The organism is Streptomyces sp. NPDC001219, assembly GCF_053597915.1.
Window position 1 is genome coordinate 94,974 of the sequence record NZ_JBSFJF010000002.1, and the last position, 24,220, is coordinate 119,193.

A 24,220-nucleotide genomic window follows, 5' to 3' on the forward strand; every position below is an offset into this window, starting at 1 on the left:
TCAGCACGCCCCGTCTCCCCGGCCCCGCCCGCTAGTCACCACCCCGGTCGAAGGTCACCAGCGGAACGTTCGGCTGCTCGGGGGTGGTGTCCAGGGCGGCGACGATGCCGAGCGCGATGCCGGTGGCGAGGGCGGCGGCGGTCAGCACGGTCAGAGCGGCGGCGAGCGTTCGGTGCATGGCGCGGCGAGCCCTTCGTCGAGGCGGAGTCCGTCGGCGGTCTCCGTCGGGGTTGGCGCGGCACCCGGCACGGCCTCCCGGGCCGGTTCGGTGCCGCGTCCCACAGCGCGGCACCACTGGGGTCGTGGTGCCTGCCGAGTGTGGAAGGGCATTGACGCCCTGTCAAGAGTTCCCCTACGTTCCCGGCCCATGGCGCCTCGGGGCGCCGCACGTGCACCAGAGCGTGATTCCCCCACCGCTTCCAGGAGTGCCCGTATGCCCGTATCCGGCAAGTCCGCCCCCTCCCCCGCCGTGGCCACCGCCGCCCCGCCGCTGTCCCTGGCCGTCCTCGGTCTCGGCGTCTTCCTGCTGGTCCTGGCGCCCCTGCTGGCCTGGTACGTCGCGCCACGAGCCAAGGTCACACCGGTCGACGTCGATGTCACCACCGTCTTCACCGGCGAGGGCGGCTACTTCGACACCGCGGCGCTGAAGACCCGTGACCACCGGCGGATCACGATCACCCGGCACGTCCTGGGCGATGTCGCGGCGAGCGAGAGGAGCGGGCGGGCGGTGTGGGACGTCTCCACCACCGTCGACACCCCGCAGACGCTGGCCCTGAAGGACCCGCGGCGGGCGTTCCAGTGGACCACCGAGCGCTGGGTCACCGACCGGCGCAGCAACGCGCCGGTGCACTGCTGCGCGGAGGCCCCGACCCGGTTCGACGGCGACGCCTACCTCAAGTTCCCCTTCGATGTGCAGAAGAGGGGCTACCGCTGGTGGGACAACACCCTGGGTGCCGCGGTCCCGCTCCGCTTCGCCGGTACGCGGGAGGTCAGGGGCTACCCGGGCTACCGCTTCACCGGGACGGTGCCGGCCACCAGGACCGGCAGCCGGCAGGTGCCCGGCCGGCTGGTCGGACGGCCGCGGCAGGGCCAGATCCAGGCCGAGGAGTGGTACGCCAACTCCGGTATCGAGCTGGTCGTCGAGCCGCGCACCGGCCGGATCATGAACGCGGTGCTCTCGCCGGTCAAGACGCTGCGGGCCCCCGGCTCCCGGCGCACCGCGGTGACGCTGCTGCGCGGTGAGCGGCTGGAGTTCACGCCCGCGACGCAGCGGGCGCAGGTGCGGCTGGCGAAGGCGGACAGCGACAGGCTGGTGCTGGTGGGCCGGACGCTGCCGGTCACGGCCGCGGCGGCGGGCGCCGTGCTCGTGCCGGCGGGGGTGGTGTGGGTGGTGCGCGGCAGGCGGACACCGGACGGGTCCTGAGCGAAGTGATGAACCGTCAGTCGAATTCGGGGCCGTTTTTGTCACGCCGGTGAGTAGCCGCGGCGAACGCGGCGGGCGAACACTGTCCACCCCACAACGCAGCCGGCCGGCGCACGTCCGCCGCACCGCACCCCGTCACCGCACCCCGGGCGCCGGGCGGACCGCCGCCCGGCGCGACCGCACCACCGCATGCTGCCGCACGGCCCGCACGACTCAGTACGCAGTACGTCCCCCACCGCCGGTACCGCACCCTGAGACGAGTTGGATCGGACATGCCCCAGCACGTACAGCCGTCCCCGCCTCCCGCAGTGCCCGCCGCCGGCCCCGCGGCGTCCGGGCCGCCCGGCTCCGGGCCGCCGCCGCTCCCGCGCCGGATCGTCTTCCTCGCCCGCCGCGATCTGGGCAACCCCGCCGCCGGCGGCTCCGAGCTGCTGGTGCACCGGATCGCCGAGGGGCTCGCCGCCCACGGGCACCAGGTCACCCTGCTGTGCGGCGGGCCGCCGTCCTCCGGGCTCCCGGCTCCTCCCGCGCAGGGCGGGGCGCCCGCCCGCGGCTACCGGGTGCTGTCCGCGGGCGGCGACGCCGGTCACTTCCTGCGCGTGCCTCAGGTGGCGCGCCGGGCCGGCCCCTGCGATCTACTGGTCGAGGTCTGCAACGGCATGCCGTACCTGGCGCCGCTGTGGCACCGCGGCCCGACGCTGTGCCTGGTCAACCACGTCCACACGGATCTGTGGCGGCTGCGCTGCCCGGGGCCCGCCGCCCGGCTCGGCCGCCGCCTGGAGCACTGGGCGCTGGCGGGTGCGCACCGCCGCGGCCTGATGGTGGCGGTCTCCGGCTCCACGGCGTCCGCGCTGCACGGCCTCGGTGTCGACCCGGACCGCATCCGGCTGGTGTACAACGGCGTGGCGGAGCCCGGCCCGCTGGCCCCCAAGGCGCCCGAGCCGCTGTTCCTGGCCATGGGGCGGCTGGTCGAGTACAAGCGCATCGATCTGCTGCTGCGGCTGTGGGAGCGGGTGCGGCCGGTGACCGGCGGGCGGCTGGTGATCGTCGGCGACGGCCCGGAGCGCGCCCGGCTGGCCGCGATGGCCGGCCCCGGCGTCACCTTCACCGGCCATGTCTCCGAGGAACGCAAACACCAACTCCTCTGCTCCGCCTGGCTGTTGCTGCACCCCTCGCTGGTCGAGGGGTGGGGGCTGGTGGTGATGGAGGCCGCCGCCCGCCGCACCCCCGCCGTCGGCTTCGACATCCCGGGCCTGCGGGACTCCGTGGAGGACGGCAGGACGGGGCTGCTGGCGCGCGGCGAGAGCGCGTTCGCCGCGCACTGGTGCGCCCTCGCGCTCAGCGCCCGGCGCCGCGACGCCCTGGGCCGCGCCGCCGAACGGCGCGCCGCCCGCTTCCGGTGGAGCCACACCGTGCAGAGCTTCCGCGCGGTCGCCGCTGAGGCCGTCCTCGACCCGTTGTCCGGGCGGTGACGGACCGGTGCGCGATCCCTCGCTGCGCAGGTCGGCCGCCCTCTTCCGGGCCTTTCTGCGGGAGCGGACCGACCCCGGGCACTGCTACCGGCTGCTCGCCCGGGACGCCGCCGACCAGATCGAACGGTATGTGCCGCTGCGGGGCGCGGTGGTCGCCGATGTCGGCGGCGGCAGCGGCTACTTCACCGCGGAGTTCCGCCGCCGCGGCGCCGCCGGCTGGCTCTTCGAACCCGACGCGGCGGAGCTGACCGCGCACGGCCCGCCCCCCGAGGGCGCCGTGGTCGCCGACGGCTACCTGCTGCCGCTCGCCGACGGCGCCGTCGACATCTGCTTCTCCTCCAACGTCCTGGAGCACGTCGCCGACCCGCAGACCTTCCTCAGCGAGCTGATCCGGGTCACCCGCCCCGGCGGGCTGATCTACGTCGCCTTCACCAACTGGTTCTCCCCCTGGGGCGGCCACGAGACCGCGCCCTGGCACTACCTGGGCGCCGAGCGGGCCCGCGCCCGCTACCTGCGGCGCACCGGCCACCCGGCCAAACACACCCTGGGCGTCAACCTGTTCGCGGTGCACATCGGCCGCACCCTGCGCCAGGTACGGGCCCGGGACGACGTCGCCGTGGTCAGCGCCCGCTCCCGCTACGCGCCGTTCCTCGCCGAGGCCCTCCCCCGCCTCCCGGGCGTCCGGGAGGTCGCCACCTGGAACCTCCTCCTCATCCTCCGGCGGTTGCCATGACCCAGACCCTGAGGCCGTTCCCGTCCCCCGGTTCGCCCGACACCGGGGGACGGCCGGTGCCCGCGCCCGCCCCGCCGCCCGGCCGTCCCCGGCGCAGACGCTGGCTGTTCGCGTTCTGGGCGCTCGCCCTGGCCGGCTTCCTCGCGCCGGCGCCGGGGAAGATGACGTTCGAGACCAAGCTGGGGGTGGCCACCGACCCGTGGCGGTTCCTCGCCGACCTCGGGCAGCTGTGGCACGACCGGGCGGGCTTCGGCGGTATCGCCGACCAGTACATCGGCTACGCCTTCCCCACGCTCCCCTACTACGGCCTGGCCGATCTCGCCCAGGTCCCGGTGTGGCTGGCCGAGCGGCTGTGGATGTCGCTGATCGTCACGGCCGCGTTCTGGGGTGCGCTGCGGCTCGCCGAACGGCTCCGCGTCGGCACCCCGCCGGCCCGCCTCCTGGCCGCCGCCTGCTACGCCCTGTGGCCGACCTTCACCCTCGTCATCGGCTCCACCTCCGCCGCCGCACTGCCCGGCGCGATGCTGCCCTGGGTGCTGCTGCCGCTGACCCACGCGGGGGTCGGTGCGCGCATCGCGGCCACCCGCTCGGCGCTGCTGATCCCCTTCATGGGCGGGGTCAACGCGGCCTCGACGCTGGCCTCGCTGCTGCCCGCCGGCCTGTATCTGCTGTCGCGTACGGGGCCGCGCCGGGCGAGGCTGCTCGCCTGGTGGCTGCCCGGCGTCGTGCTGGCCACCGCCTGGTGGGTGGTGCCGCTGCTGCTGCTCGGCCTGCACGGCGAGAACTTCATGCCGTTCATCGAGCAGGCCGACACCACCACCGGCACCATGTCCGCCACCGAACTGCTGCGCGGCGCCGGCAACTGGGTCGGCTACCTCAACTTCGGCGAACCCTGGCTGCCGGCCGGGTGGACCATGACGGCCCGGCCGTACGCGGTGCTCGGCTCGGCGCTGGCCGCGGCGCTCGGCCTGGCCGGGCTCGCCCGCCGGGATCTGCCCGAGCGGCGCTGGCTGCTGCTGACCGTGCTGGCCGTGGCGCTGATCGCGCTGGCCGGGTACGGCGGTGCGCTGGGCGGGCCGCTGCACGACCTGTGGCAGGACTGGCTCAACGGCTGGCTGCGCCCGTTCCGCAACATCTACAAGTTCACCCCGGGCCTGGCGCTGGCGCTCACCCTGGGCCTGGCGCATCTGCTCGCCATCGCCACCGAACGCCGCGGCACCCGCCGGCTCCCCGCCCGCCGCCGCCTCCCGCTGCTCACCGCGCTCCTCGTGCTGCCCACCCTCGCGCTCCCCTTCCTCACCGGCACCGTCCTCCAGCCCGGCGCCTTCACCGGGCTGCCCTCCTCCTGGCAACGGGCCGCCGCCTGGCTCCAGAAGCACTCCCCGCACAGCCGCGCCCTGGTCGTCCCCGCGACCGCGCACGGCCTCTACACCTGGGGCTCCCCCATCGACGAACCGTTCGACGTGCTCGCCACCTCCCCCTGGGCGCAGCGCGACTTCGTCCCGTTCGGCACCCCGGGCGCCCGCCGCACCCTGGACGCCGTCGAACAGGCCCTGCTCACCGGCGCACAAGTGCCGGGCCTGCGCGACTACTTGGGCCGGGCCGGACTGCACGACGTGGTCGTCCGCAACGACCTCGACCCGGACCAGATCGGCTACGTCCCCCCGCAGACCGTCAAACGCACCCTCCAGGCCTCCGGCTACCGCAAGGCGGCCGCCTTCGGCCCGCTGACCACCGGCGGCCGCATCCCCTCCGGGGCGCCCCTCCAGGTCCAGGGCCTCTACCCGCGCCAGCGCGCCGTCGAGATCTACCGGCCGGCCGACACCCCCGAGCCCGGCCCGGTCACCACCCGGGCCGTCGCGGACACCGCCCAGCTCAGCGGCGGCCCCGAAGCCCTCCTCCAGCTGTCCGCCGACCCCGCGCTGCGCCGCCGCGCCACCGTGCTGACCGGTGACCGCCACCCCGGCCTCGGCACCCCGCCGCTCCAGCTGACCGCCGACGGCCTGCGCCGTGCCGACACCCGCTTCGGGCTGGTCAACAGCAACACCTCGTACACCTACACCGCCGGCGAGCGGAACCACCCCGGCAGCGTCCAGGACCCCGGCCGCCCGCCCCGGCAGATCCTGCCGACCACCGGCCCCGGCCACCAGACCACCGCCGTCCTCCGCGGCGCGTCCTCGGTCACCGCCTCCACCAGCGGCAACTGGCTCTTCCACCTGCCGCAGTACGACCCCGTCAACGCCTTCGACGGCAACCCGGACACCGCCTGGGCGGAAGGCAGCGCCGGGGCCCCCGTCGGCCAGTGGGTGCGGGTCGCGTTCACCCGGCCCGTCACCCTCCCGTCCGCGCTGTCCCTCACCCCGCTGCCCGGCGACGGGCTGCGCGCCGCCCCGACCTCCGTACGGGTGGAGACCGACCACGGCAGCACCACCGGCACCCTGCGCCCCGACGGGACGCCCCAGCGGGTCAAGGCCCCGGCCGGGCGGGCGGCCTGGCTGAAGGTGACGATCCTCGGCTCGCAGACCCCGCGCGCCGGGCTCTCCGGCGCCGGCTTCCGGGAGATCTCCGTACCCGGAGTCCAGGTCACCCGGCTGCTGCAGCTCCCCACCGACGCCGAGCGGTCCGGCGCACCCGCCGAGATCCTCTCGCTGCACCGCGGCAGCGACCCGGGCGGCCTCTCCCCGGTCTCCGCGGAGACCGGACTGCACCGCCAGTTCCGCACCGGCGCCGCCGCCCCGTACCGGATCTCCGGTACGGCGCTGCCCGTACCCGGCCCCGAACTCGACCGCCTCCTGGACCGCATCGCACCCGAACAGCGGGACCGGATCACCGCCACCGCCGACTCCACCGGCTTCGGCTTCGGCCGGTCGCTCAGCCCCCGCAACCTCGTCGACGGCGATCTCACCACCGCCTGGATCGCCGGTGACCGGCCGACCCTGCATCTGCGCTGGCCCGGCCGGAAGAAGATCGACCAGATCGTGCTGGCCGCGGCCGGCGGCCTCGCCACCCGGCCGGAACAGATCCTCGTCAACTCGCCGGACGGGGCGGCCACCGCGGGCGTCGACGAGAACGGCCAGGCCCGCTTCGACCCGATCACCACCGACCGCCTCGACATCACGATCAGCAAGGTCACACCGCTGACCCTGCACAACCCGGTCGCCGGCCAGGCACTCCAGCTCCCGGTCGGACTCAGCGAGATCCACCTCCCCGCACTCGACGGCTACCGCACCCCGCGGCCCGCCGCCGGCGCCCGCTTCTCGGTCGACTGCGGCCAGGGCCCGATGCTCGCCGTCGACGGCGTACTGCACACCACCAAGGCCTCCGGCTACGTCCGCGACCTCGCCGAACGCCGCCCGGTCACGGTCCGCCCGTGCGCCGGCCCGGCCCGCGACGGAAGCCTGCACCTCCCCGCCGGACGCCACCGGGTGGAGGCGGGCGACCAGGGACCGCTGGCACTGACCGAGGTGACACTGCGACGGGGAGACGCGCGGGCCGTTGGCGACGGGGCGGAGGGAGAGCCCGCGACGGCCGCGGAGCGGAAGGGCTCCCCTTCGGAGCGGGGAGCTGCCGCCCCGGAGCGAAAGGTCACCGTGAAGGACTGGGCGGGCGACCGCCGCAGTATGACGGTCGGCGCGGGCCGGGCCGTCTACCTCCAGCTGCACGAGAACGCCAACGACGGCTGGCAGGCCACCCTCGACGGCCGCCCGCTCACCCCGCTCCGGGTGGACGGCTGGCAGCAGGCCTTCCTCGTCCCGGCCGGTTCCGGCGGGACCGTCACCCTCTCCTACGACCCGGCCGTCACCTACGAACTGGGCCTGGCCGGCGGCGCCCTCGGGCTCGCGCTCCTGCTCGTCTCCGCCCTCGTCCGCCGCACCCCCCGCACCCCGCAGCGCGCACCGGCGCCCCCGCCCGCCCCGTCCTGGGTCCTGGGCGTCCTGGCACTCACCTCGGTACTCGCCCTGGCCTCCGGGCCCTACGCCCTGATCGTGCCGGCCCTGGCCCTGCTGGCCCATTTCCGGCCACACCTCCTGCTCCCCCTGGCCCTGCTGGCGATGGTGACCGCCGGCATCGTCGCGGCCCTGGGCGCGGGCGAACCCCACGCCACCGGCCAGGGCGCCTTCAGCGCCACCGCACAGGCAGCGGCCCTGCTGGCCCTGGCGGCAGCGGTGGTCACGCTGCCGGGCGGGGCACCGCGGGAGCCGGTGCTGCGGGAGGGGGCGGGGCCCGATACGGACGAGGCGGTGGAGGGCTCGTCCGGGGTGTCTGGGGTGTCCGGGGAGTCCGCTGCCTCTGAGCCGTCGGGGTCGTCGGGGTCGTCGGGGCCAGTTGATCCGGCCGGCCCGGGCGAGCCGCCATCGCCACCGCTTCCGCGCCGGGTGCGGGACGGAGGTGGGGGCCGGGACGGGGACGGGAACGGCGGCCCGGTAGCTGTCGGGCGTCCCATCGTGGCCCGGGGACGAACACCGGGCGCCGGGCCGAACTGGGCCGAGCGGAAGGGACCTTGGCCGGGCGGTCCCGTACGACCGGCTGAGCGCGGGGACGTATCGGCGACCGACGGCGGGGAACCCCCGACGGCGGCCCCTGGACCCGTTCCCCCGTTCAGCAGCCCGCCCGTACCGCCGACCGGCAACCCGCCCGTACCGCTCGGCGGCAGCGGGCCCACACCGTCGGGCGGCAGCGGGCCCCTCCCACCGACCGGCAGCGGGCCCACGCCGCCGAGCACCGACACGCGCGTGCCACCGGCCAACCACGGCCCCACACCGCCAAGCGGCAGCAGGGCCACACCGCCGCCCCACAGCGCTCCCGCACGGCCGACCCACAACAGCGGGAAGGACACCACCCGATGACCGCACTGCAACCGGCCGGGCACGAACCGCCTGGCCGACGGGGCGAACCGTCCAAGGGCCAGGCCGAACCGCCCACCGGACGGAGCACCCCACCGGACGGCCGAGGCACCCCGCCCAACGACCGGCACGAACTCCCCAACGGCCGGGGCGAACCCGCCCACAGCCGAGGCGAACCGTCCGACGAGCGCCGAGAACCATCCGACGACCGAGCCGCCCCGACCAACGACGGGCAGCAACCACCCGCCCGCCGCCACGCCCCACCCACCGGTCACGACACACCCCCCAACAACCACCGCACACCCCCCAACGGCCCCGCCGCGCAGTCCCCCGCGCTCTCCCCCGCCCCCTCCCCCTCTCCCCCTTCGGGGGAGGGGGCGGGGGGTGGGTTCGGGGGTGGGGGGGAGCAGAGCCGCGGCATCGTCGTGGCCCGCGTCCCCTTCCCCGTCGTGGACGAGGTCTCCCGGCACTGTCTGGACGAGGGCCATCCGGAGACCGTGCACATCGAGGTGCACCTCCCCGGGCGGGTCGATCCCGCCCGGCTGCGCACCGCGTTCCACCGGGCGCTCGCCCGCCATCCGCGCGTCCTGATGCGCCAGGCGCCGGTCCGCTGGTGGCACCGCCGTTACATCTGGCAGCTGACCGCCGCCCCGGACATGGACCCGGTCGACTTCCCGCCGCCCGGCCCTGACGCGCTGGCCCGCGCCCGGCAGCGCGCGCTCGACGACAGCCCGCCGCTGCACGCCTCGCCCCCCGTACGGCTGGCGGTGATCGAACAGGCGGACGGCGGCACCGTCCTGCTCCTCACCCTGCACCACACCGCGCTGGACGGTCCGGCCTGTCTGCGGGTGCTGGCCACCGCCGCCGAGCTGTACGGCGGCGCCGACAACTCCCCCGCCCCGTCGCCCGTACGCGCCGCCGGTCCCCGTACGGAGCGGCCGCAGGCCGACGACGTGCCGGACGCCGGGCCGCGCTTCTCCCGGCCGGCCCGTATCGCCGCCGCCCCCGGCCACGTCCCCCGCACCGGCCGGCCGGGCAACGGCATGCTCCTGACCGAACTGCCGATTCCGGCCCGGCCGCCGCGCACGCCAGGACGGGTGGCGCCGTACACCGTCAACGACCAACTCCTGGTCGCCACCTGGCTGATGGTGGCCCGCTGGAACCGGCTGCACGCCCCGGGCGGCCCGCACGGCCCGGCCGCCGCCCCCGTCGTCCTCACCATGCCCGTCGACGACCGGCCGCGCGGCGCCGAGATGCCCATCGGCAACGGCACCCGGCTGCTGACGGTCGGCTTCGGCCCGGAGGAGCGCCGGGACGCCGGGCCGCTGACCGCCGATCCGCCCGACCCGGAGGCGGTGGCCCGGCTGCTGCGGCGCACCGCCGCCCGCACCCGCGCCCTCAAGGCCGCACCCCCGGGACGCCAACTCGGCTTCGCCTCAGTGGTGTTGACGGCACCCGTCCTCCCGGTCGGGCTGCGCGGCGCGGTCACCCGTGCGCTGCGCGCCGCCGCCGCGCCCTGGACCTCCACCACCCTCCTGTCCAACATCGGCCGGATTCCCTACCCGCTGGACTTCGGGGAGGCCGGCCGCCCGACCGCGGTGTGGTTCTCCGCCCCGGCCCGGATGCCGCGCGGCCTCACCGTCACCACCGTCTCCGTGGCCGGCCGCATCCAGCTGGCACTGCGCTGGTCCCCGGCCCTCCTGGACGACGCGGCCGGCGCCCGGCTCGGCGCCCTGTTCCGCTCCTCGCTCGCCGCCACCGCCTGGACCGGCGGAGCGGCCCGGTGACCCGGCCCCCCGCCACGCTGCGGGACTTCTACGAGAACCCCGCCGTGCCGGTCGCCTCCGGCGCCGCCCGCAGCCGGCGGCAGGCCCGGCTGCTGGCCCGCGCCCTGGGCCCCGTACGGCCCGGCGCCCCGCCCGCCACCATCCTGGACATCGGCTGCGGCGACGGCTCGGCGGCGGCCACCGCGGCGGAGCTGCTCACCGGTCACCGGCTGGTCGGCGTCGACTGGTCGCAGGACGCCCTGCGCCGCGCCCGGACCCGGCTCCCCTGTGCGGTGCGCGGGGAACTCACCGACGGGGGGCTGCCGTTCGCGTCCGGCTCAGCGGACGCCGTCCTCCTCAGTGAGGTCATCGAGCATCTCGTGGACCCCGACGCCGCCCTGGACGAGCTGCGCCGGGTCCTGCGCCCCGGCGGCCATCTGCTGCTCTCCACCCCCAACCTCGCCGCCTGGTACAACCGCGGGCTGCTGCTCGCCGGGGTCCAGCCCGTCTTCTCGGAGGTGAGCATGCGCCGCATCCACGGCCGGCCGGGCACCCAGGTCGTCGGCCATCTGCGGCTCTACACGGCCCGTGCGCTGCGCGGCTTCCTGGCCGCGTCCGGGTTCGAGGCCGTACGGCTCGCCGGTGCGCCGTACCACGATGTGCCGCGGCCGCTGCGCCCCGTGGACCGTGCCGCCTGCCATGTCCCGTCGCTGGCCTCCATCCTGCTCGCGCACGCCCGCCGGGGAAGGGAGTAACGCGGTGCCGTGGTGGGGCGTGGCGTCCGCGCTGCTCGCCAACGTCCTGTACAGCACCGGCTTCGTGCTGGAGAAGCGCGCGCTGGCCGGACTGCCCGCGCTGAGCACCCGGCAGCCCGTACGGGTCGTCGGCCGGCTGCTGTCCAGCCCGCTGTGGCTGGCCGGTTCGCTCGCCCTGGCCGCCGGGTTCGCCGCCCAGCTCGCCGTGTACCGCACGCTGCCGCTCGCCGCGGCCCAGGGCCTGTTCGTCTCCGGCCTGGTGCTTCTTCTGCTGCTGTCGTCGGTGGTGCTGGGCGAGCGGACCAGCGGCCGGGAGCGGCAGGGCATCCTGGCGATCCTGGTGGCACTGGCGCTGGTCGTCGCCTCCCTCCGGGGCGAGGGCGCCGGGGCCGTCGCCCGCACCGCGCCGCCCGCCACCCTGCTGCTGATCGCGGTGCCGTCGCTGGCCGCCGGGCTGCTGCTGTACCGCTCGGCGGAGCGGCGCGCCCGCCGCCGTCACCGGCTGCCGACGGCGGGTGTCCCCTACGGGGTCGCCGTCGGCCTGCTCTACGGGGTCAGCTCGCTGGCCATCAAGGGTGTCTCCGGGCTGCTGACCACCCGGGACATCCCGGCCGTGGCCGGGCGGCTGTTCGGCTCGCCCTACCCGTACCTGCTGCTCGTCACCGGGGCCGCCGGTCTGGTGCTGTCCCAGACCGCGCTGCAACGCTGCCGGGCCTCCGTGATCGTCCCTGTCTGCACCACCGTGACCTGTGTGTTCACCGTCGTCTGCGGCACCGTGGCGTTCGGTGAGCCGCTGCCCGCCGATCCGCTGCGCCGGGCGCTGCGGCTGGGCGGCACCGCGGTCGCCGTGGCGGTCCTGCTCGCGCTGCCCCGCCACGACCCGCCCGCCCCCGCGTCCCCCACCGGAACCCCGGAGTTGCGTGATGACACCCGATGACCCGCTGCTGAAGATCCTCGTCTGCCCGCTCGACAAGGGCCCGCTGTCGCTGCTCGCCCCCGGTGACGCCCTCTACAACCCCCGGCTGCGCCGCCGCTATCCGATCCTCGACGGCATCCCCCAGCTGCTGCCCTCCTCCGGCGAACCGCTCACCGACGCCGAGCACACCCGCGCGCTCGGCCGGCTCGCCGACCGCGAGCCGGGGTCGTGACGCTGGCCGCGCGGCTGGGGCCCCGGCTGCCGGCCCGGCTGGTGTCGGCGCTGGCGGCCGGGCTCTATCCGCGGTTCGAGCCGGAGCTGCGGCGGCTCGCCGACTTCTGCCCGCCCGGCGGCACGGCCGTCGACGTCGGCGGGTGGTACGGCCCGTGGACCCGGCGGCTGGCCCGGCGCGCCGACCGGGTCGTCACCCTCGAACCGGTGCCGCACCTGGCGCGTCTGCTCGCCTCGGTCACTCCCCCGCATGTCGAGGTGGTGTCCGCCGCGGCCACCGACCACACCGGGTGCGCCACCCTCTGGCTGCCCGCGGACGGCCGCGGCGACCGCGGGGTCTCCTCGCTCGTACGCCGTGAGCTGCACACCGCCGCCCTGGAGGTGCCCTGTCTCCCGCTGGACGCGCTGCGGCTGGCGTCCGTCACCCTCATCAAGATCGACGCGGAGGGTGCGGAGCTGTCGGTGCTGCGCGGCGCCGCCGACACCGTCGAGCACCAACTCCCGGCGCTGTTCGTCGAGTTGGAGACCCGCATCCAACCGCTCGGGCCCGTGCTGGACTGGACGGCCGCCCGTGGCTACCGCGGCTGGGTCCTGCCGCACGACCGCTGGCTGCCGCTGGACGCCTTCGACCTGCCCGGCCACCAGTCCCGCACCTGCCATGTCGCCGAGCACGGGCTGCTGCGCCGCTCCCTCGCCCCGCACCGCCGCTACGTCAACTCCGTACTCTTCCTGCCGGACGGCGAGCGACCCGGCCGCCCCGCGGCCCGCGCCGTCCCCCACCATGTCCCTCATGGACCCGACCACGGACACTGACCCGCCCGCCGGTCCGCCCGGACCGGTCGCCTTCCAGCTCGTCCTGCTGCGCAGGATGGCCGACCACCACCCCGGGCTGGTCGAGGACGCGCTGCGCACCCTGGGTGTCTCCCGCGCCACGATGCGCGAGGCCAACCGCCGCTGGCAGGCGCGGATGCACGCCCCGCGCGCGCCCGGCGGCCTCCGGCCGTATCGTGCGCTGCTCGGCACCCCGGAGAGCGTGACCGCCCGCCGGATCGGCGATCTGCGCTGCGAGGCCCTGACCTGGCCGGTCCCGCTCTGGCCCGGCCTGAGGTTCGAGGTCCTCACCGGCGGCCGGGGCGCCGTCTGGAACGCCTGGCTCGTCCGGGCGCCCGGCGCCACCGGCCCCGACCTGCGCACCACCGCGGATCTGACGCCCTGGTCGTGCACCGTCGACGAGGTCGCCCGCGCCTTCGCCCCGGCCCGCCCCATGGAGGGCAGTGCCCCCACCCGCTGGCGGCTGGCCTGCACCGCGCCCGGCCCCGACGGCACCCCGCGGGAGATCGTCCCCGAGTTCACCTGGGGGCTGTACCAGCGGCTGACCGGCTGAGGGGCCGCCGCACCGGCTTCTCCCCGCCGCGTCACCCCTTCGCCGCAACCGCCCCGCCCCCGTCCCCCGGGCGGACCTGTCCAGCGGGCGGCGCCCCGCGCGCGACCGGAGGATGGCGCTCGAGCGGTCCCTGCGAACCGGCCGCGCGAGCGCTTCGTCCACACCGGCCCATCGGGGAGGAATCACCCATGACCATCAGCCTCGCCCAATTGCGGCGCTGTTCGGCCGCCATCGACATCGGCGCGGCCCGGACCAGGGTGTATGTGAAGAACCATGGGCTGGTCGTCGACGAACCGACCGTGGCCGCCATCAACACCCGCAGCGGAGCGCTGCTGGCCGTCGGCGCCCAGGCCGAGGTGATGGACGGCCGCACCCCCGACTACATCCGCGTGGTGCGCCCGGTCTCCAACGGCACCATCGTCGACATCGACATGGCGCAGCGGCTGCTGCGGACCCTGGTCGGCGACAAGCTGCGCCGGACCTGGCGGCGGCGCCCCTCGATGCGGGCCGCGATCTGTCTCCCCTACGGCAGTGAGCCGCTGGCCCAGCGGGCCGCCGTGGAGACGCTCACCGGGCTCGGGGCGCGGCGGGTGGAGCTGGTCGACACCCTGGTCTCCGCCGCGGTGGGGTCGGGGCTTCCGGTGGAGCAGCCCGAGGCGACCATGATCGTGGTGTGCGGCGCCGGAACCACGCAGGTCGCGGTGCTCTCGCTCGGTTCGATCGTGTCGGCGGAGACCGTACCGGTGGGTGGCAACGCCATCGACCACGCGGTCGTCCAGCATCTGCGGCTGCACCACGAACTGATGCTGGCGGGGCAGGCGGTACGCCCGCTGCAGCTGATCCTCTCCGGTGGCGACGGGCTCACCCCCGGCTCCACCGAGGTGCACGGCCGGGACGTGGTCAGCGGGATGGCGCGCTCCGTGCATGTCGACACCGAGCGGGTGCGGGACGCCATCACCACCCCGCTGACCTCGATCCTCGACGGCATCGGGGCGGTGCTGCGGCGCTGCCCGCCGGATCTGGTGGCCGACCTCGGGGAGCGCGGCATCGTGCTCGCGGGCGGCAGCGCCCTGATCCCCGGCCTGGAGCCGATGATCCATCAGGCCACGAACATGCCGGTGCACACCGCGGACCACCCCGACACCTGTGCCGTCATGGGCCTCGGCGCCATGATCGAGGGCAAGGTGCAGCCCCTGCACCTCGACCCGATGGACCCGTAGCCGTAGCCGGCCGGCGGCCCTGAGGGCCACGGTCTCCGGGCACACGGCCCGGCGCTCACGGCCCCGGGCCCGCCGGCGCCGGCGTCACAGGCTCCGGGCGTTCCAGGCGACCACCGCGGGCCGGTCGTGCTCGGTTCCCAGAATGCCGACCGTCGCGGTCTCGAAGGTGAAGAGGCCTCCGGCGGCGGGCGGCAGCCCGAGCCTGCGGGCGGCCAGCACCCGCAGGAAGTGCGCATGCGCCACCAGCGCCACATCGCCCTCGTCGGCGGCGAGCTGTGGCGCGAGCCGCGCCAGTACCCGGTCGGCGCGCGCCCCGACCTGCTCGGGCGACTCCCCCGGATGTTCCGCCGGCCCCTCGGCGACGCCGTCGGAGAACAGATACCAGCCGGGCCGGCTGCGGTGGATCTCGGCGGTGGCGATGCCCTCATAGCCGCCGTAGTCCCATTCCCGCAGGTCGGCGTCGATCTGCGGGCGGGCGAGGCCCGCCAGCTCGGCGGTGCGCAGCGCCCGCTCCATCGGGCTGGCGTACACCTGCCCGATCTTCCGGTCCGACAGCAGCGGCCGCAGTGCGCGGGCCTGCTCCTCACCGGTGGCGGTCAGGGGCAGGTCGGTCCAGCTGGTGTGCCGGCCGTCCCTGCTCCACTCGGTCTCGCCGTGCCGGACCAGAAGGAGGTCGCTCACGAGCCCTGCGCCTGCTGCCCCTGCCCGGCCTCGGCCTGCTCGGCCTGCTGGGCCTCGGCGACCGAGGCGCGGACCTCGTCCATGTCCAGGGCACGGGCCTGGCCGATGACGTCCTCCAGGGCCTCCGCGGGGAGCGCGCCGGGCTGCGCGAAGACCGCGATGTTCTCCCGGACGATCATCACGGTCGGGATGGACTGGATCTGGAGGGCCTGCGCCAGCTCGGGCTGCGCCTCCGTGTCGACCTTGGCGAAGACCAGGTCTTCGTGCGTCTCGGAGGACTTCTCGAAGACCGGGCCGAACTGCTTGCACGGCCCGCACCACTCGGCCCAGAAGTCGATCAGGACGAAGTCGTTGGCGGAGACGATTTCGTCGAAGTTTTCCTTGGTGAGCTCGATGGTGCTCATGCCTGTTTCCCTGCTTCCGGTCTGTCGACGCTTGTCAGTCGGTCTCCGGCTGCGGCAACGGGATCACCCCGTGAGGTATTCCGCAGGCCGGACCGTCCCGCACCCCTGCCCACCGATCGCGTTCCTAGACATACGGATCTGCGTGGCAAACCACACTCCACCCGGCCGGCCGACGCGGCGGCCGCACACCGCGCCCCGGCCCCGCCCCGCACGCTCTCTGCCCGGCTCGTCCGGGCCGTCTCAGGCGCTTCCTGCCCCTTCGCTTCCTAGCCCTTCGCCTTGCCGTAGTCCTTCGCCATCCCGCCCGCGAAGTCGTACACGATGCACTGCTCGTCCCCGACCACCCAGGCGTCGTGACCGGGCGGGCAGACGAAGACGTCGCCGGGCCCGACCTCGGACTCCGCGCCGTCGTTCATCCTGATCCGCATCCGGCCCTGCACCACGAAGCAGTTGTGGTGGACCTCGCAGCTGTCCGTCCCGGCGAGCGGGCGTACCGACTCCGACCAGCGCCAGCCGGGCTCGAAGGTGGCCACGGCGAAGTCCAGTCCGGTGAGGTGCAGGGCTTCGAGGTGACCCCGGGGAAAGTCGCGCCGTTCATCCGGCTTGTCGACCGTCTTGACTTCCATCATGAGGGCTTCCTCCATCCACCCCCCTCGGCATCCAGGCGAACCCCCCGGCCCTTCCATGGTGCGCCGGTCCGGCACCCCCGGCATCCGCGGGCGCCCCGCCCGCGGCGCGGATGTTCCCCAGCGTTCAGCGGCCGGATGTCGCCGGGGCAGCGCCGTGGCACGCGGTCGCCGCACCCGGCGGTTAGCATCCCGACAAGACCGCCAAGAACGGAGCAAACTTCTGTGCGTCATCTGCGCGTAGGCGTCGCCATCTTGACCATGGGGAACCGTCCCGCCGAGCTGCGGGCGCTGCTGGACTCGGTCGCCAAGCAGGACCTCCAGCCCGCTCACCTCGTGGTCATCGGAAACGGCTCCCCGCTGCCCCCGCTGCCGCACGGCGCCCTCGGCGTCGAGCTGAGTGAGAACCTGGGGGTCTCGGGTGGCCGCAACGTCGCCCTCGACGAGCTGCGCAAGCTCGGGGACCTCGACGTGGTGGTCGCCCTGGACGACGACGGTCTGCTGACCGCCCCGGACGTCTTCAGTCGGCTGGCGGAACTGTACGCCGACGAACCGGAGTTGGGGATCGTGAGCTTCCGCATCGCCGACGAGCGGGGCCGCACCCAGCGCCGCCACGTCCCCCGGCTGCGGGCCGGCGACCCGGCGCGCGGCGGACTGGTCACCACCTTCCTCGGCGGCGGGCACGCGCTGTCCGTACCGATGCTGGACCGGATCGGCGGCTGGCCCGACGACTTCTTCTACGCCCACGAGGAGACCGACCTCGCCTGGCGCGCCCTGGACGACGGCTGGCACATCCGCTACGCCCCGGAGCTGGTGCTCCAGCACCCCTACACCTCACCGACCCGGCACGCGGTCTACCACCGCATGGTCGCCAGAAACCGCGTCTGGCTGGCCCGGCGGCACCTCCCCGCCGTCCTGGTGCCGCTCTACCTGGGCGTATGGGCCGCGCTGACCGCCGTCCGCAGCCCTTCGGCGGCGGGCCTGCGCGCCTGGGCCGCCGGTTTCGCCGAGGGGGTACGGACCCCGTGCGGCCGACGCCGTCCGCTGCGCTGGCGCACGGTGTGGCGGATGACGAGACTGGGCCGCCCGCCGGTCATCTGAGGCGCGCCCCTCGATGGCGCCGGCTCAGCCCTGCTCGTGCCGCAGCTGGGGGTCCGTCACCCCGCCCGGACAGGCGAGCCCCTCGACGTCCCACCCGGCCAGCCCGGCACCGGCCCGGTAGGCACTCCCGTAGAACGCGAGCACGGCCGCACGGGGGTCCGCCTCGGCGCGCGCGTCGTCGTACCGCAGCACGGCCAGGTGGCTGCCGCCGCGCTCCGCCCAGCGCGCCTCCTCCGGCCACAGCGGCTCTTTGTCCAGGTCAGCGGGCTCCGGCGCGGTGTAGGAGTAGAACGCGGGCTCGGGGAAACCCTCGTCCCCGAACCAGAAACCGAAGCTGACCACCTCCCGGGAGTACGCCTCCCGGGTCACCGGGTCCGTCTGCCGGGGCTGGTCCACGCGGCGCCCGGAGAACCGGGTGTGGGCGATGTCGAAGGTGTGCCAGAAGTGGTGGACCGGGCTGACCTTCCCCTCATAGCCCGCGGCGAACTCCTCCAGCACCGCCGCCACCTGGCTGAGCACCCGCCAGTAGCGGTGGGCGTGCCCGGGATCGTAGACCGCGTGCTCGGTGTCCTCGGCGAACGGCCGCCCGGCGTCGGGCAGATCGAACGGCCTGGGAACGGCGAGCCGCACTCGGATACCCAGCCCGGCCAGCACCTCCATCAGGGTGTCGTGGAAGGCCGCCACGGACCGCCCGGCGAGCGGAAACGAGACCGTCCGGCCGTCCAGCACCGCCACGACCAGCTGATGCCCGACGAAGTCGAAGTCGATCGTGAAGAGCGGATTGCCGTCGACCTGCCCCATCGGCCGCGTGGTGATGCCGCGCCCGGTGAGATGGAAGGGCACGTTCCACCAGTGGTTGCGCCGCGGCCCGGCGGCCAGCCGCACCTTCCCCACCACCTGCGCGAAACGATGAACCGTCTCTTTGGTGTCCCGCCACTCCGCATACGGGATCGCCGGAAACAGCTCCATCGTCCACACCCTGCCCTTCGCGCCCCACCCTCCCGACGGCCACCGGCCCTGAACGACCATGATGACCACGCCGAAAGACATCCGGCACGTCGACCCGAAGCACACCCCACACCCCGGCCCACCCTTTTGGCCGCCCTCTTATGGGCGCCCCTTACGGCCCGACCCCCACGGGCCGCCCCCTGCTGGCCGGCCTGTGACGCCGGCCTACTGCCCCACCCGTCCGTCGACACACTCCCGCAACAGATCGGCATGCCCGCAGTGCCGGGCGTACTCCTCGATCCGGTGCACCATCAGCTCCCGGACGGCGATCCCTTCCTTCCCCACCCGCGCACCCAGGTCCGGATGCCCGGCCAGCGCCGCGTCGGTAGCGGCCTGCTCCCGCTCCAGATCGGCGTACGCGGCCTCGACCACGGCCTGCTCGGCGACCGCCCCGTCGAAGTCCGCGTCCTTCACGCCGTACAGCTTCGGCACCGGGTCACCGTCACAGATCCAGTTCCGCCAGTCCCGTTCCGCCTCGGCGAGGTGCCGCACCAGTCCGAGCAGCGACATCGTCGACGGCGGCACCGACCGACGGGCCAGCTGCTCCGCGTCCAGCCCCTCACACTTCATCCGCAGCGTCATGCGATAGCTCGCCAAGAACTCCAGGAGCGTCGCGACCTCACCCTCCGGCCCGGGCCCCTGACTGTCACGGGGATCATCGTCCGGATCGGTCCACATATCGGGGTAGACAGTCGCCTGCGTCCATCGCGCTGGTTGGTCACTCATACCCGGCATGCTCCTCGCCACCGGACCGTGACCGCCACTGGGTTTCCCGCCCACCACCATCCGACGCCGCGCCAGGACAAGCGCCATGCCGGCAAAGCGACTTGAGCGAAGGGGCTCCGAGTCAGTCGTCGCCACGGTCCGCTCGCCAGAGCCCGGCCACCGACTGGGCGTAGGCGATGCGGTGGTCGAGGTGTTTGCCGTAGACGCGGTATCGGTGGGTGTGCGGGACGCCTCCTCAGGCTGCGCAGCAAAGCGGAAGGGCCGAGGACGGCACATATGGCTCGGCATGAGCGAAGGCGAGCGACGTACTTCGGCAGCTCTCCCACCTGTCCCGCAAAGGCACGGACAGCCTCGCCCTCCCACACTCCGGCCCCCTGCCGAGGCGGTACAGGACGGAGCGAGCGGAGCGCCCAAGCTCTGCCGAAGGAGTCACGCAGGACGTCTTCGACCGAACCTCGCTCACAGTTCGTCAGAGTGTAGTTAGTGAGCCATAAGCGCAGGCCACAGGGCTCGGGACCCCGATCCGGAGGGTGTCGCGGGAGATGCCGCAGTAGGGGCGGACGGCCAGGCCGCCACGTGATCCCCCGTGATTCCCTTGAGGTGCGGATGAGCCCGCCGCGCGCAGCGCGGTGACGGAACCCCGGCAGGCTTCGTGGCGGCTCTCCGGCGCCTTGGGCAGAGTCCCCTGAGAAACCGCGTCGACGTCGAGCGGCAGATCCGAGGGCAGGCCGTAGATGTCGCAGCGGCCGTCCACCGGGAGGCCGCAGTTCCTCTCCGGCAATCAGGGCTGGGAGTCCTGCGGGGCAAGGGTTTGACGGTCAGCACCCCCGGCGGGAGTGCTCCGCTTCGGCCTTGCCCGGCCCGTCGGGCTGCGCCGGCAGGCGATCTTCACCGCCTCGTCAGCGGGCCCGGTAGCCCCCGAGCGAGTGACGGCGCGTTCCCAAGTCCCCCGAGTCTGCGGGGATACAGCCCCGGACCTCTGTGCGGTCCGACGGCCCCTGGGTGTCCACTGTGCGTCCACTGGATCTTGGTCCGAACGGCTGAACGGGGGCCACCGCGCTCTGGCGGTGACCCCCGTTCTGACGTTTCCCCAGGTAGAAAGGGGCTTCGCCCTGGGTGCTGCGGTGGGGCGGGTGGGACTCGAACCCACGGCCGACGGATTATGAGTCCGCTGCTCTAACCGGCTGAGCTACCGCCCCCCACGGCGCGTCGCGCACATTTGTGCGCGCCGTCTGCCGCAGCATAGCCGCTCATACGATCTGCTGCCCGTGAGGGCTGCCGTCGGGCGACCACGCACGCCCAAGAGGACTTCGATCACGGGCCGTTCGGTTCCATGGCACAAGAAAAAGGACCCCGTGCGGGGTCCTCTTCTCTCTGCTCCCCCGACTGGACTCGAACCAGTAACCCTCCGGTTAACAGCCGAATGCTCTGCCAATTGAGCTACAGGGGACCGAGCTCCCCCGACTGGACTCGAACCAGTAACCTGCCGGTTAACAGCCGGCTGCTCTGCCAATTGAGCTACAGGGGATTGCTCTGTGTGCCTCGAATGCGTCGCTGTCCGGTCTTCCGGACGGCGCGCGCTCGCTGCGACACATACATTAGCGCAAGCAGGGGGGTGCTCCGCCAATCGGTATCGCCTCAGGTCACCTCGGGTGATCTGCGGCCCCGGAGGGTAGGCGCGCGGCACAGCCCGCACTCCGGTGCTTCCGGCACCGGACGGGACCGACGAGAGGAAGGGTGGAGCAATGCGCTACCGGCTCACGTTCATCGCGGGACTGGCCACCGGGTACGTGCTCGGCGCACGGGCCGGCCGGGAACGGTACGAGCAGCTCCGCAAGGCCGCCCAGCGGATCTCGCAGAATCCCGCGGTCCGGAACACCGCCGAGTCGGCCGCGCTGACCGGGCGCGAGGCCGCGTCGAAGGCCTTCGGGACGGTGTCGGCCAAGGTCGGGGACCGGCTGCCGGCGTCCGTTGCCGACCGGGTCCGCTCGCTGCGGGAGCCGCGCGGCTTCGACGAGGACGACTGGGGCACGACTAACACCTGACCGGCCCTCCCGGGCAAACCCTGACTCACTCCCTATGCGTCGTATGGGGCATCATCTGAGGCCATGGGGATAGTCGCCGGATTGGACAGTTCGTCCGAGAGCACGCGCATCGTCGTCTGCGATGCGGACACGGGTGCCGTGATCAGGCGCGGGTATGCGCCGCACCCCGTCGAGAAGGGGCACGAGGTCGATCCACAGGCGTGGCTGATCTCACTCGGTGAGGCCGCGGGCAGTGGGCTGCTCGAAGGGGTGCAGGCGATCGGGGTCGCCGCGCAGCCGCACGGGCTGCTGCCGCTGGACGTCGAGGGCAATCTCGTGCGGCCCGCGCTGGTCGGCAACGACAGGCGGGCGCAGAGCGCGGCGGCGGACCTGATCGACTCGCTCGGCGGGCGTACCGCGTGGGCGCAGGCCGTCGGGGCGGTGCCGCAGGCGACCCATGCGGTGACGAAGCTGCGCTGGCTGGCGCGTACGGAGCCGGCGAACGCGGCCCGGATCGCGGAGGTCATGCAGCCGCACGACTGGCTGGCGTGGCAGCTGCTGGGGCGGCCGGCCCGGCGGACGACGGACCGGGGCGGGGCCTCGGCGACAGGTTTCTGGTCGGCGGCGACCGGGGCGTACCGGCCGGACCTGGTGGAGCTGGCGCTGGGCCATCAGGTGCGGCTGCCGGAGCTGCTGAGCCCGTCGGGGACGGCGGGGTTCACCCCGGAGGGGCTGCTGATCTCCGCCGGTACGGGCGAGACGATGGCCGCCGCCTTCGGGCTCGGCGTCGGGGAGGGCGACGCGGTGGTGTCGCTGGGCGCCTCGGGGTCGGTGTTCGGGATTCACCACGAGGCGCTGGTGGACCCGAGCGGCACGATCACCTCGTTCGCGGACGCCACCGGCAGGCATCTGCCGGTGGTGCACACCAGCAACGCGGTCCGGGTGCTGCGCGGCGCCGCGGAGATGCTGGGGACGGATCTGGAGGGCCTGTCCGAGCTGGCGATGAACTCGTCGCCCGGTGCGTACGGGATGGTGCTGCTGCCGTATCTGGAGGGCGAGAAGACGCCCCATCTGCCGCACACCGCCGGGTCGTTGCACGGGATGCGGCGGGACAGCATGAAGCCGGAGCATCTGGCGCGGGCGGCCGTGGAGGGCATGCTCTGCGGGCTGGCGGACGCGCTGGACGTGCTGCGGGGGCGGGGCATGGCGGTGCGCCGGGTGTTCCTGCTGGGCGCGGCGGCGGAGCTGTTCGCGGTGCAGGCGGTGGCGCCGGCGCTGTTCGGGGTGCCGGTCGTGGTGCCGCAGCCGGCGGAGTACGCGGCGCTGGGCGCGGCCCGGCAGGCGGCCTGGGCGTGGGGGGTGGCGCACGGCACCCTGACGCCGGCCGGCGGCGCGGAGTCCGGGCCGGGCGGCGGGCCCGCCTGGATCGATCCCCCGCAGTGGCCGGCCGCCACGAGCCAGGTCTTCGAACCGGGTGACGAGCTGGCGGTGGGCCAGGCCGTGCGCCAGCAGTACACGGCGGTGCGCGACGAGGCCTATCCGGGGGCGTTCCAGCGGGAGGCGTGACGTACCGGCGGCGCCGGTTCCGGGCCCGGCGGTCTCAGTCGAGATAGCCGCGGAGCTGGTCGGCGAAGGCGTGGTCGCGGAGCTTGTTGAGGGTCTTGGACTCGATCTGCCGTATCCGTTCGCGGGTGACGCCGAAGATCCGGCCGATCTCCTCCAGCGTGCGGGGGCGGCCGTCGGCGAGGCCGTAGCGGAGCTGGACGACCTTGCGTTCGCGTTCGCCGAGCGTGGACAGCACCGCGTCGAGGTGCTCGCGGAGCAGCAGGAACGCGGCGGACTCGACGGGTGAGGCGGCGTCGCCGTCCTCGATGAGGTCGCCGAGGGAGACGTCCTCCTCCTCGCCGACGGGGGCGTGCAGCGAGACCGGTTCCTGGGCCAGCCGCAGCACCTCGCTGACGCGTTCCCCGGTCAGGTCGAGATGGGCGGCGACCTCCTCGGGCGTCGGCTCGTAGCCGCGCTCCTGGAGCATGCGGCGCTGGACCCGCACCACGCGGTTGATCAGCTCCACGACGTGGACCGGGACGCGGATGGTCCTGGCCTGGTCGGCGAGGGCGCGGGACATCGCCTGGCGAATCCACCAGGTGGCGTAGGTGGAGAACTTGTAGCCGCGGGCGTAGTCGAACTTCTCGACGGCGCGGATCAGTCCGAGGTTCCCCTCCTGGACGAGGTCGAGCATGGTCAGCCCGCGGCCGACGTACCGCTTGGCGACGGAGACCACCAAACGCAGGTTGGCCTCGATCAGGCGGCGCTTGGCGATCCGGCCCAGGACCACCAACCTGTCGAGGTCGAAGGCGAGTTGGGAGGAGATGTCGGGGGCGTGGGTGAGCTTCTCCTCGGCGAAGAGACCGGCTTCGACGCGGCGCGCGAGCTCGACTTCCTCGGCGGCGGTGAGCAGCGGAATCCGGCCGATCTCGCGGAGGTACTGGCGGAAGAGGTCGGCGGACGGGCTGCCGGCCTCGGGGCGCGGCGCCGGTTCCGGGTCCGGGTCGGCCTCCGCTTCCGCTTCCGGCTCCACTTCCGGTTCCGCTTCCGGGGTGATCTCCTCGACGATCATCTCGGCGGCGGGGGGCTCGGCCTGCTGCGGGACGGCGAGCGGCTCCGCGGGCGGCTCGGTATCCGGTTCCGTGGCGGTCGGCGCGTCGGCGAGGGTCTGGGTCTGCACGGGGGCGACCTCCAGGGTGATCGCTGCTGAAGCGGCAGATACGCCGGGCACGGGCGCGGCCGAACCGCCGTCCGTCCCGTACGTCAGGAGTGGTTCCGCGGGGGATTCCGGTGCGGTTCGACCGGACCCGCCGCGCACCGGGGACTCAGGCACCGCTCCTCAGTGTGGAGTACGACACAGT

21 protein-coding genes and 3 tRNA genes are annotated in these 24,220 nt (G+C 74.3%); 14 read left to right on the forward strand and 10 right to left on the reverse strand.

Annotation, left to right across the window (positions count from 1 at the left end; genetic code table 11):
- Positions 1-31: 31 nt before the first annotated feature.
- Positions 32-178 (reverse strand): hypothetical protein, encoded by a 147-nt coding sequence (locus ACWC9R_RS01915; RefSeq protein ID WP_450728052.1) that lies wholly within the window; start codon positions 176-178, stop codon positions 32-34.
- 255 nt (positions 179-433) lie between these two features.
- Here ACWC9R_RS01915 and ACWC9R_RS01920 point away from each other — a divergent pair, with 255 nt between their 5' ends.
- The 11 genes from ACWC9R_RS01920 (at position 434) to ACWC9R_RS01970 (ending at position 14,744) form a co-directional block, all read left to right on the forward strand.
- The gene (locus tag ACWC9R_RS01920) at positions 434-1,423 is read left to right on the forward strand and encodes a DUF3068 domain-containing protein (RefSeq protein ID WP_450728054.1); all 990 of its coding nucleotides are present in this window, start codon (positions 434-436) and stop codon (positions 1,421-1,423) included.
- 272 nt (positions 1,424-1,695) lie between these two features.
- A complete protein-coding gene (locus tag ACWC9R_RS01925) occupies positions 1,696-2,895 on the forward strand; it encodes a glycosyltransferase family 4 protein (protein ID WP_450728056.1) in 1,200 nt (399 codons plus the stop codon).
- 7 nt (positions 2,896-2,902) lie between these two features.
- Positions 2,903-3,628 carry a class I SAM-dependent methyltransferase gene (locus ACWC9R_RS01930; protein ID WP_450728058.1) on the forward strand — a complete coding sequence of 242 codons (726 nt, stop codon included), beginning with the start codon at positions 2,903-2,905 and terminating at the stop codon, positions 3,626-3,628.
- Positions 3,625-8,475 (forward strand): alpha-(1->3)-arabinofuranosyltransferase domain-containing protein, encoded by a 4,851-nt coding sequence (locus tag ACWC9R_RS01935; RefSeq protein ID WP_450728060.1) that lies wholly within the window; start codon positions 3,625-3,627, stop codon positions 8,473-8,475. The genes ACWC9R_RS01930 and ACWC9R_RS01935 overlap by 4 nt, the downstream gene beginning before the upstream one ends.
- Before the next feature lie 416 nt (positions 8,476-8,891).
- Positions 8,892-10,259: a condensation protein gene (locus ACWC9R_RS01940; RefSeq protein WP_450728277.1), complete on the forward strand. Its 1,368-nt coding sequence runs from the start codon at positions 8,892-8,894 to the stop codon at positions 10,257-10,259.
- Positions 10,256-10,993 (forward strand): methyltransferase domain-containing protein, encoded by a 738-nt coding sequence (locus tag ACWC9R_RS01945; RefSeq protein WP_450728062.1) that lies wholly within the window; start codon positions 10,256-10,258, stop codon positions 10,991-10,993. Before ACWC9R_RS01940 ends, ACWC9R_RS01945 begins: the two co-directional genes overlap by 4 nt.
- Positions 10,994-10,997: 4 nt before the next feature.
- Positions 10,998-11,930 (forward strand): DMT family transporter, encoded by a 933-nt coding sequence (locus ACWC9R_RS01950; RefSeq protein ID WP_450728064.1) that lies wholly within the window; start codon positions 10,998-11,000, stop codon positions 11,928-11,930.
- Positions 11,917-12,141, forward strand: coding sequence for a Trm112 family protein (locus tag ACWC9R_RS01955; RefSeq protein ID WP_362606528.1), 225 nt, complete (start codon positions 11,917-11,919; stop codon positions 12,139-12,141). Before ACWC9R_RS01950 ends, ACWC9R_RS01955 begins: the two co-directional genes overlap by 14 nt.
- Entirely contained in the window at positions 12,138-12,953 is an 816-nt protein-coding gene (locus tag ACWC9R_RS01960) for an FkbM family methyltransferase (RefSeq protein ID WP_450728067.1), read from the forward strand. Before ACWC9R_RS01955 ends, ACWC9R_RS01960 begins: the two co-directional genes overlap by 4 nt.
- Positions 12,931-13,524, forward strand: a complete 594-nt coding sequence (locus ACWC9R_RS01965) for a hypothetical protein (RefSeq protein WP_450728069.1) — start codon at positions 12,931-12,933, stop codon at positions 13,522-13,524. The genes ACWC9R_RS01960 and ACWC9R_RS01965 overlap by 23 nt, the downstream gene beginning before the upstream one ends.
- A gap of 188 nt (positions 13,525-13,712) precedes the next feature.
- Positions 13,713-14,744, forward strand: a complete 1,032-nt coding sequence (locus ACWC9R_RS01970; protein ID WP_450728071.1) for a rod shape-determining protein — start codon at positions 13,713-13,715, stop codon at positions 14,742-14,744.
- 84 nt (positions 14,745-14,828) lie between these two features.
- On the opposite strand, the gene ACWC9R_RS01975 is transcribed toward ACWC9R_RS01970, so the two are convergent.
- The 3 genes from ACWC9R_RS01975 to ACWC9R_RS01985 form a co-directional block, all read right to left on the reverse strand.
- Positions 14,829-15,425 carry a histidine phosphatase family protein gene (locus ACWC9R_RS01975; RefSeq protein ID WP_450728073.1) on the reverse strand — a complete coding sequence of 199 codons (597 nt, stop codon included), beginning with the start codon at positions 15,423-15,425 and terminating at the stop codon, positions 14,829-14,831.
- Complete coding sequence (trxA, locus tag ACWC9R_RS01980; RefSeq protein ID WP_450728075.1) at positions 15,422-15,829, reverse strand: thioredoxin; 408 nt, start codon at positions 15,827-15,829, stop codon at positions 15,422-15,424. Before trxA ends, ACWC9R_RS01975 begins: the two co-directional genes overlap by 4 nt.
- 266 nt (positions 15,830-16,095) lie before the next feature.
- A complete protein-coding gene (locus ACWC9R_RS01985; RefSeq protein ID WP_450728077.1) occupies positions 16,096-16,458 on the reverse strand; it encodes a cupin domain-containing protein in 363 nt (120 codons plus the stop codon).
- A gap of 222 nt (positions 16,459-16,680) precedes the next feature.
- On the opposite strand from ACWC9R_RS01985, the gene ACWC9R_RS01990 reads away from it, so the two are divergent.
- Positions 16,681-17,556 carry a glycosyltransferase family 2 protein gene (locus ACWC9R_RS01990; protein WP_450728079.1) on the forward strand — a complete coding sequence of 292 codons (876 nt, stop codon included), beginning with the start codon at positions 16,681-16,683 and terminating at the stop codon, positions 17,554-17,556.
- Between the two features lie 24 nt (positions 17,557-17,580).
- Here ACWC9R_RS01990 and ACWC9R_RS01995 read toward each other — a convergent pair whose 3' ends face one another.
- The 5 genes from ACWC9R_RS01995 to ACWC9R_RS02015 form a co-directional block, all read right to left on the reverse strand.
- A complete protein-coding gene (locus tag ACWC9R_RS01995) occupies positions 17,581-18,525 on the reverse strand; it encodes a DUF5996 family protein (protein ID WP_450728081.1) in 945 nt (314 codons plus the stop codon).
- Between the two features lie 204 nt (positions 18,526-18,729).
- The gene (locus ACWC9R_RS02000; protein ID WP_450728083.1) at positions 18,730-19,299 is read right to left on the reverse strand and encodes a DinB family protein; all 570 of its coding nucleotides are present in this window, start codon (positions 19,297-19,299) and stop codon (positions 18,730-18,732) included.
- 1,116 nt (positions 19,300-20,415) lie between these two features.
- Positions 20,416-20,489, reverse strand: a tRNA-Ile gene (locus ACWC9R_RS02005).
- A 178-nt stretch (positions 20,490-20,667) separates the two neighbouring features.
- Positions 20,668-20,740: transfer RNA gene (locus ACWC9R_RS02010), tRNA-Asn, on the reverse strand.
- 5 nt (positions 20,741-20,745) lie between these two features.
- Positions 20,746-20,818 (reverse strand) — tRNA-Asn (locus tag ACWC9R_RS02015).
- 217 nt (positions 20,819-21,035) lie between these two features.
- On the opposite strand from ACWC9R_RS02015, the gene ACWC9R_RS02020 reads away from it, so the two are divergent.
- Positions 21,036-21,335: a YtxH domain-containing protein gene (locus ACWC9R_RS02020; protein ID WP_450728085.1), complete on the forward strand. Its 300-nt coding sequence runs from the start codon at positions 21,036-21,038 to the stop codon at positions 21,333-21,335.
- 63 nt (positions 21,336-21,398) lie between these two features.
- Positions 21,399-22,880 carry an FGGY family carbohydrate kinase gene (locus ACWC9R_RS02025; protein ID WP_450728087.1) on the forward strand — a complete coding sequence of 494 codons (1,482 nt, stop codon included), beginning with the start codon at positions 21,399-21,401 and terminating at the stop codon, positions 22,878-22,880.
- 34 nt (positions 22,881-22,914) lie between these two features.
- Here the strand turns inward: ACWC9R_RS02025 and ACWC9R_RS02030 are convergent, their stop codons facing one another.
- Positions 22,915-24,192, reverse strand: coding sequence for an RNA polymerase sigma factor (locus ACWC9R_RS02030; protein ID WP_450728089.1), 1,278 nt, complete (start codon positions 24,190-24,192; stop codon positions 22,915-22,917).
- Positions 24,193-24,220 lie beyond the last annotated feature (28 nt).

Coding starts and splice junctions, on each gene's coding strand:
- ACWC9R_RS01915 (WP_450728052.1), bottom strand. CDS start 178: ATGCACCGAACGCTCGCCGCCGCTCTGACCGTGCTGACCGCCGCCGCC.
- ACWC9R_RS01920 (WP_450728054.1), top strand. CDS start 434: ATGCCCGTATCCGGCAAGTCCGCCCCCTCCCCCGCCGTGGCCACCGCC.
- ACWC9R_RS01925 (WP_450728056.1), top strand. CDS start 1,696: ATGCCCCAGCACGTACAGCCGTCCCCGCCTCCCGCAGTGCCCGCCGCC.
- ACWC9R_RS01935 (WP_450728060.1), top strand. CDS start 3,625: ATGACCCAGACCCTGAGGCCGTTCCCGTCCCCCGGTTCGCCCGACACC.
- ACWC9R_RS01955 (WP_362606528.1), top strand. CDS start 11,917: ATGACACCCGATGACCCGCTGCTGAAGATCCTCGTCTGCCCGCTCGAC.
- ACWC9R_RS01965 (WP_450728069.1), top strand. CDS start 12,931: ATGGACCCGACCACGGACACTGACCCGCCCGCCGGTCCGCCCGGACCG.
- ACWC9R_RS01970 (WP_450728071.1), top strand. CDS start 13,713: ATGACCATCAGCCTCGCCCAATTGCGGCGCTGTTCGGCCGCCATCGAC.
- trxA (WP_450728075.1), bottom strand. CDS start 15,829: ATGAGCACCATCGAGCTCACCAAGGAAAACTTCGACGAAATCGTCTCC.
- ACWC9R_RS01985 (WP_450728077.1), bottom strand. CDS start 16,458: ATGATGGAAGTCAAGACGGTCGACAAGCCGGATGAACGGCGCGACTTT.
- ACWC9R_RS01995 (WP_450728081.1), bottom strand. CDS start 18,525: ATGGAGCTGTTTCCGGCGATCCCGTATGCGGAGTGGCGGGACACCAAA.
- ACWC9R_RS02000 (WP_450728083.1), bottom strand. CDS start 19,299: ATGCCGGGTATGAGTGACCAACCAGCGCGATGGACGCAGGCGACTGTC.
- ACWC9R_RS02020 (WP_450728085.1), top strand. CDS start 21,036: ATGCGCTACCGGCTCACGTTCATCGCGGGACTGGCCACCGGGTACGTG.
- ACWC9R_RS02025 (WP_450728087.1), top strand. CDS start 21,399: ATGGGGATAGTCGCCGGATTGGACAGTTCGTCCGAGAGCACGCGCATC.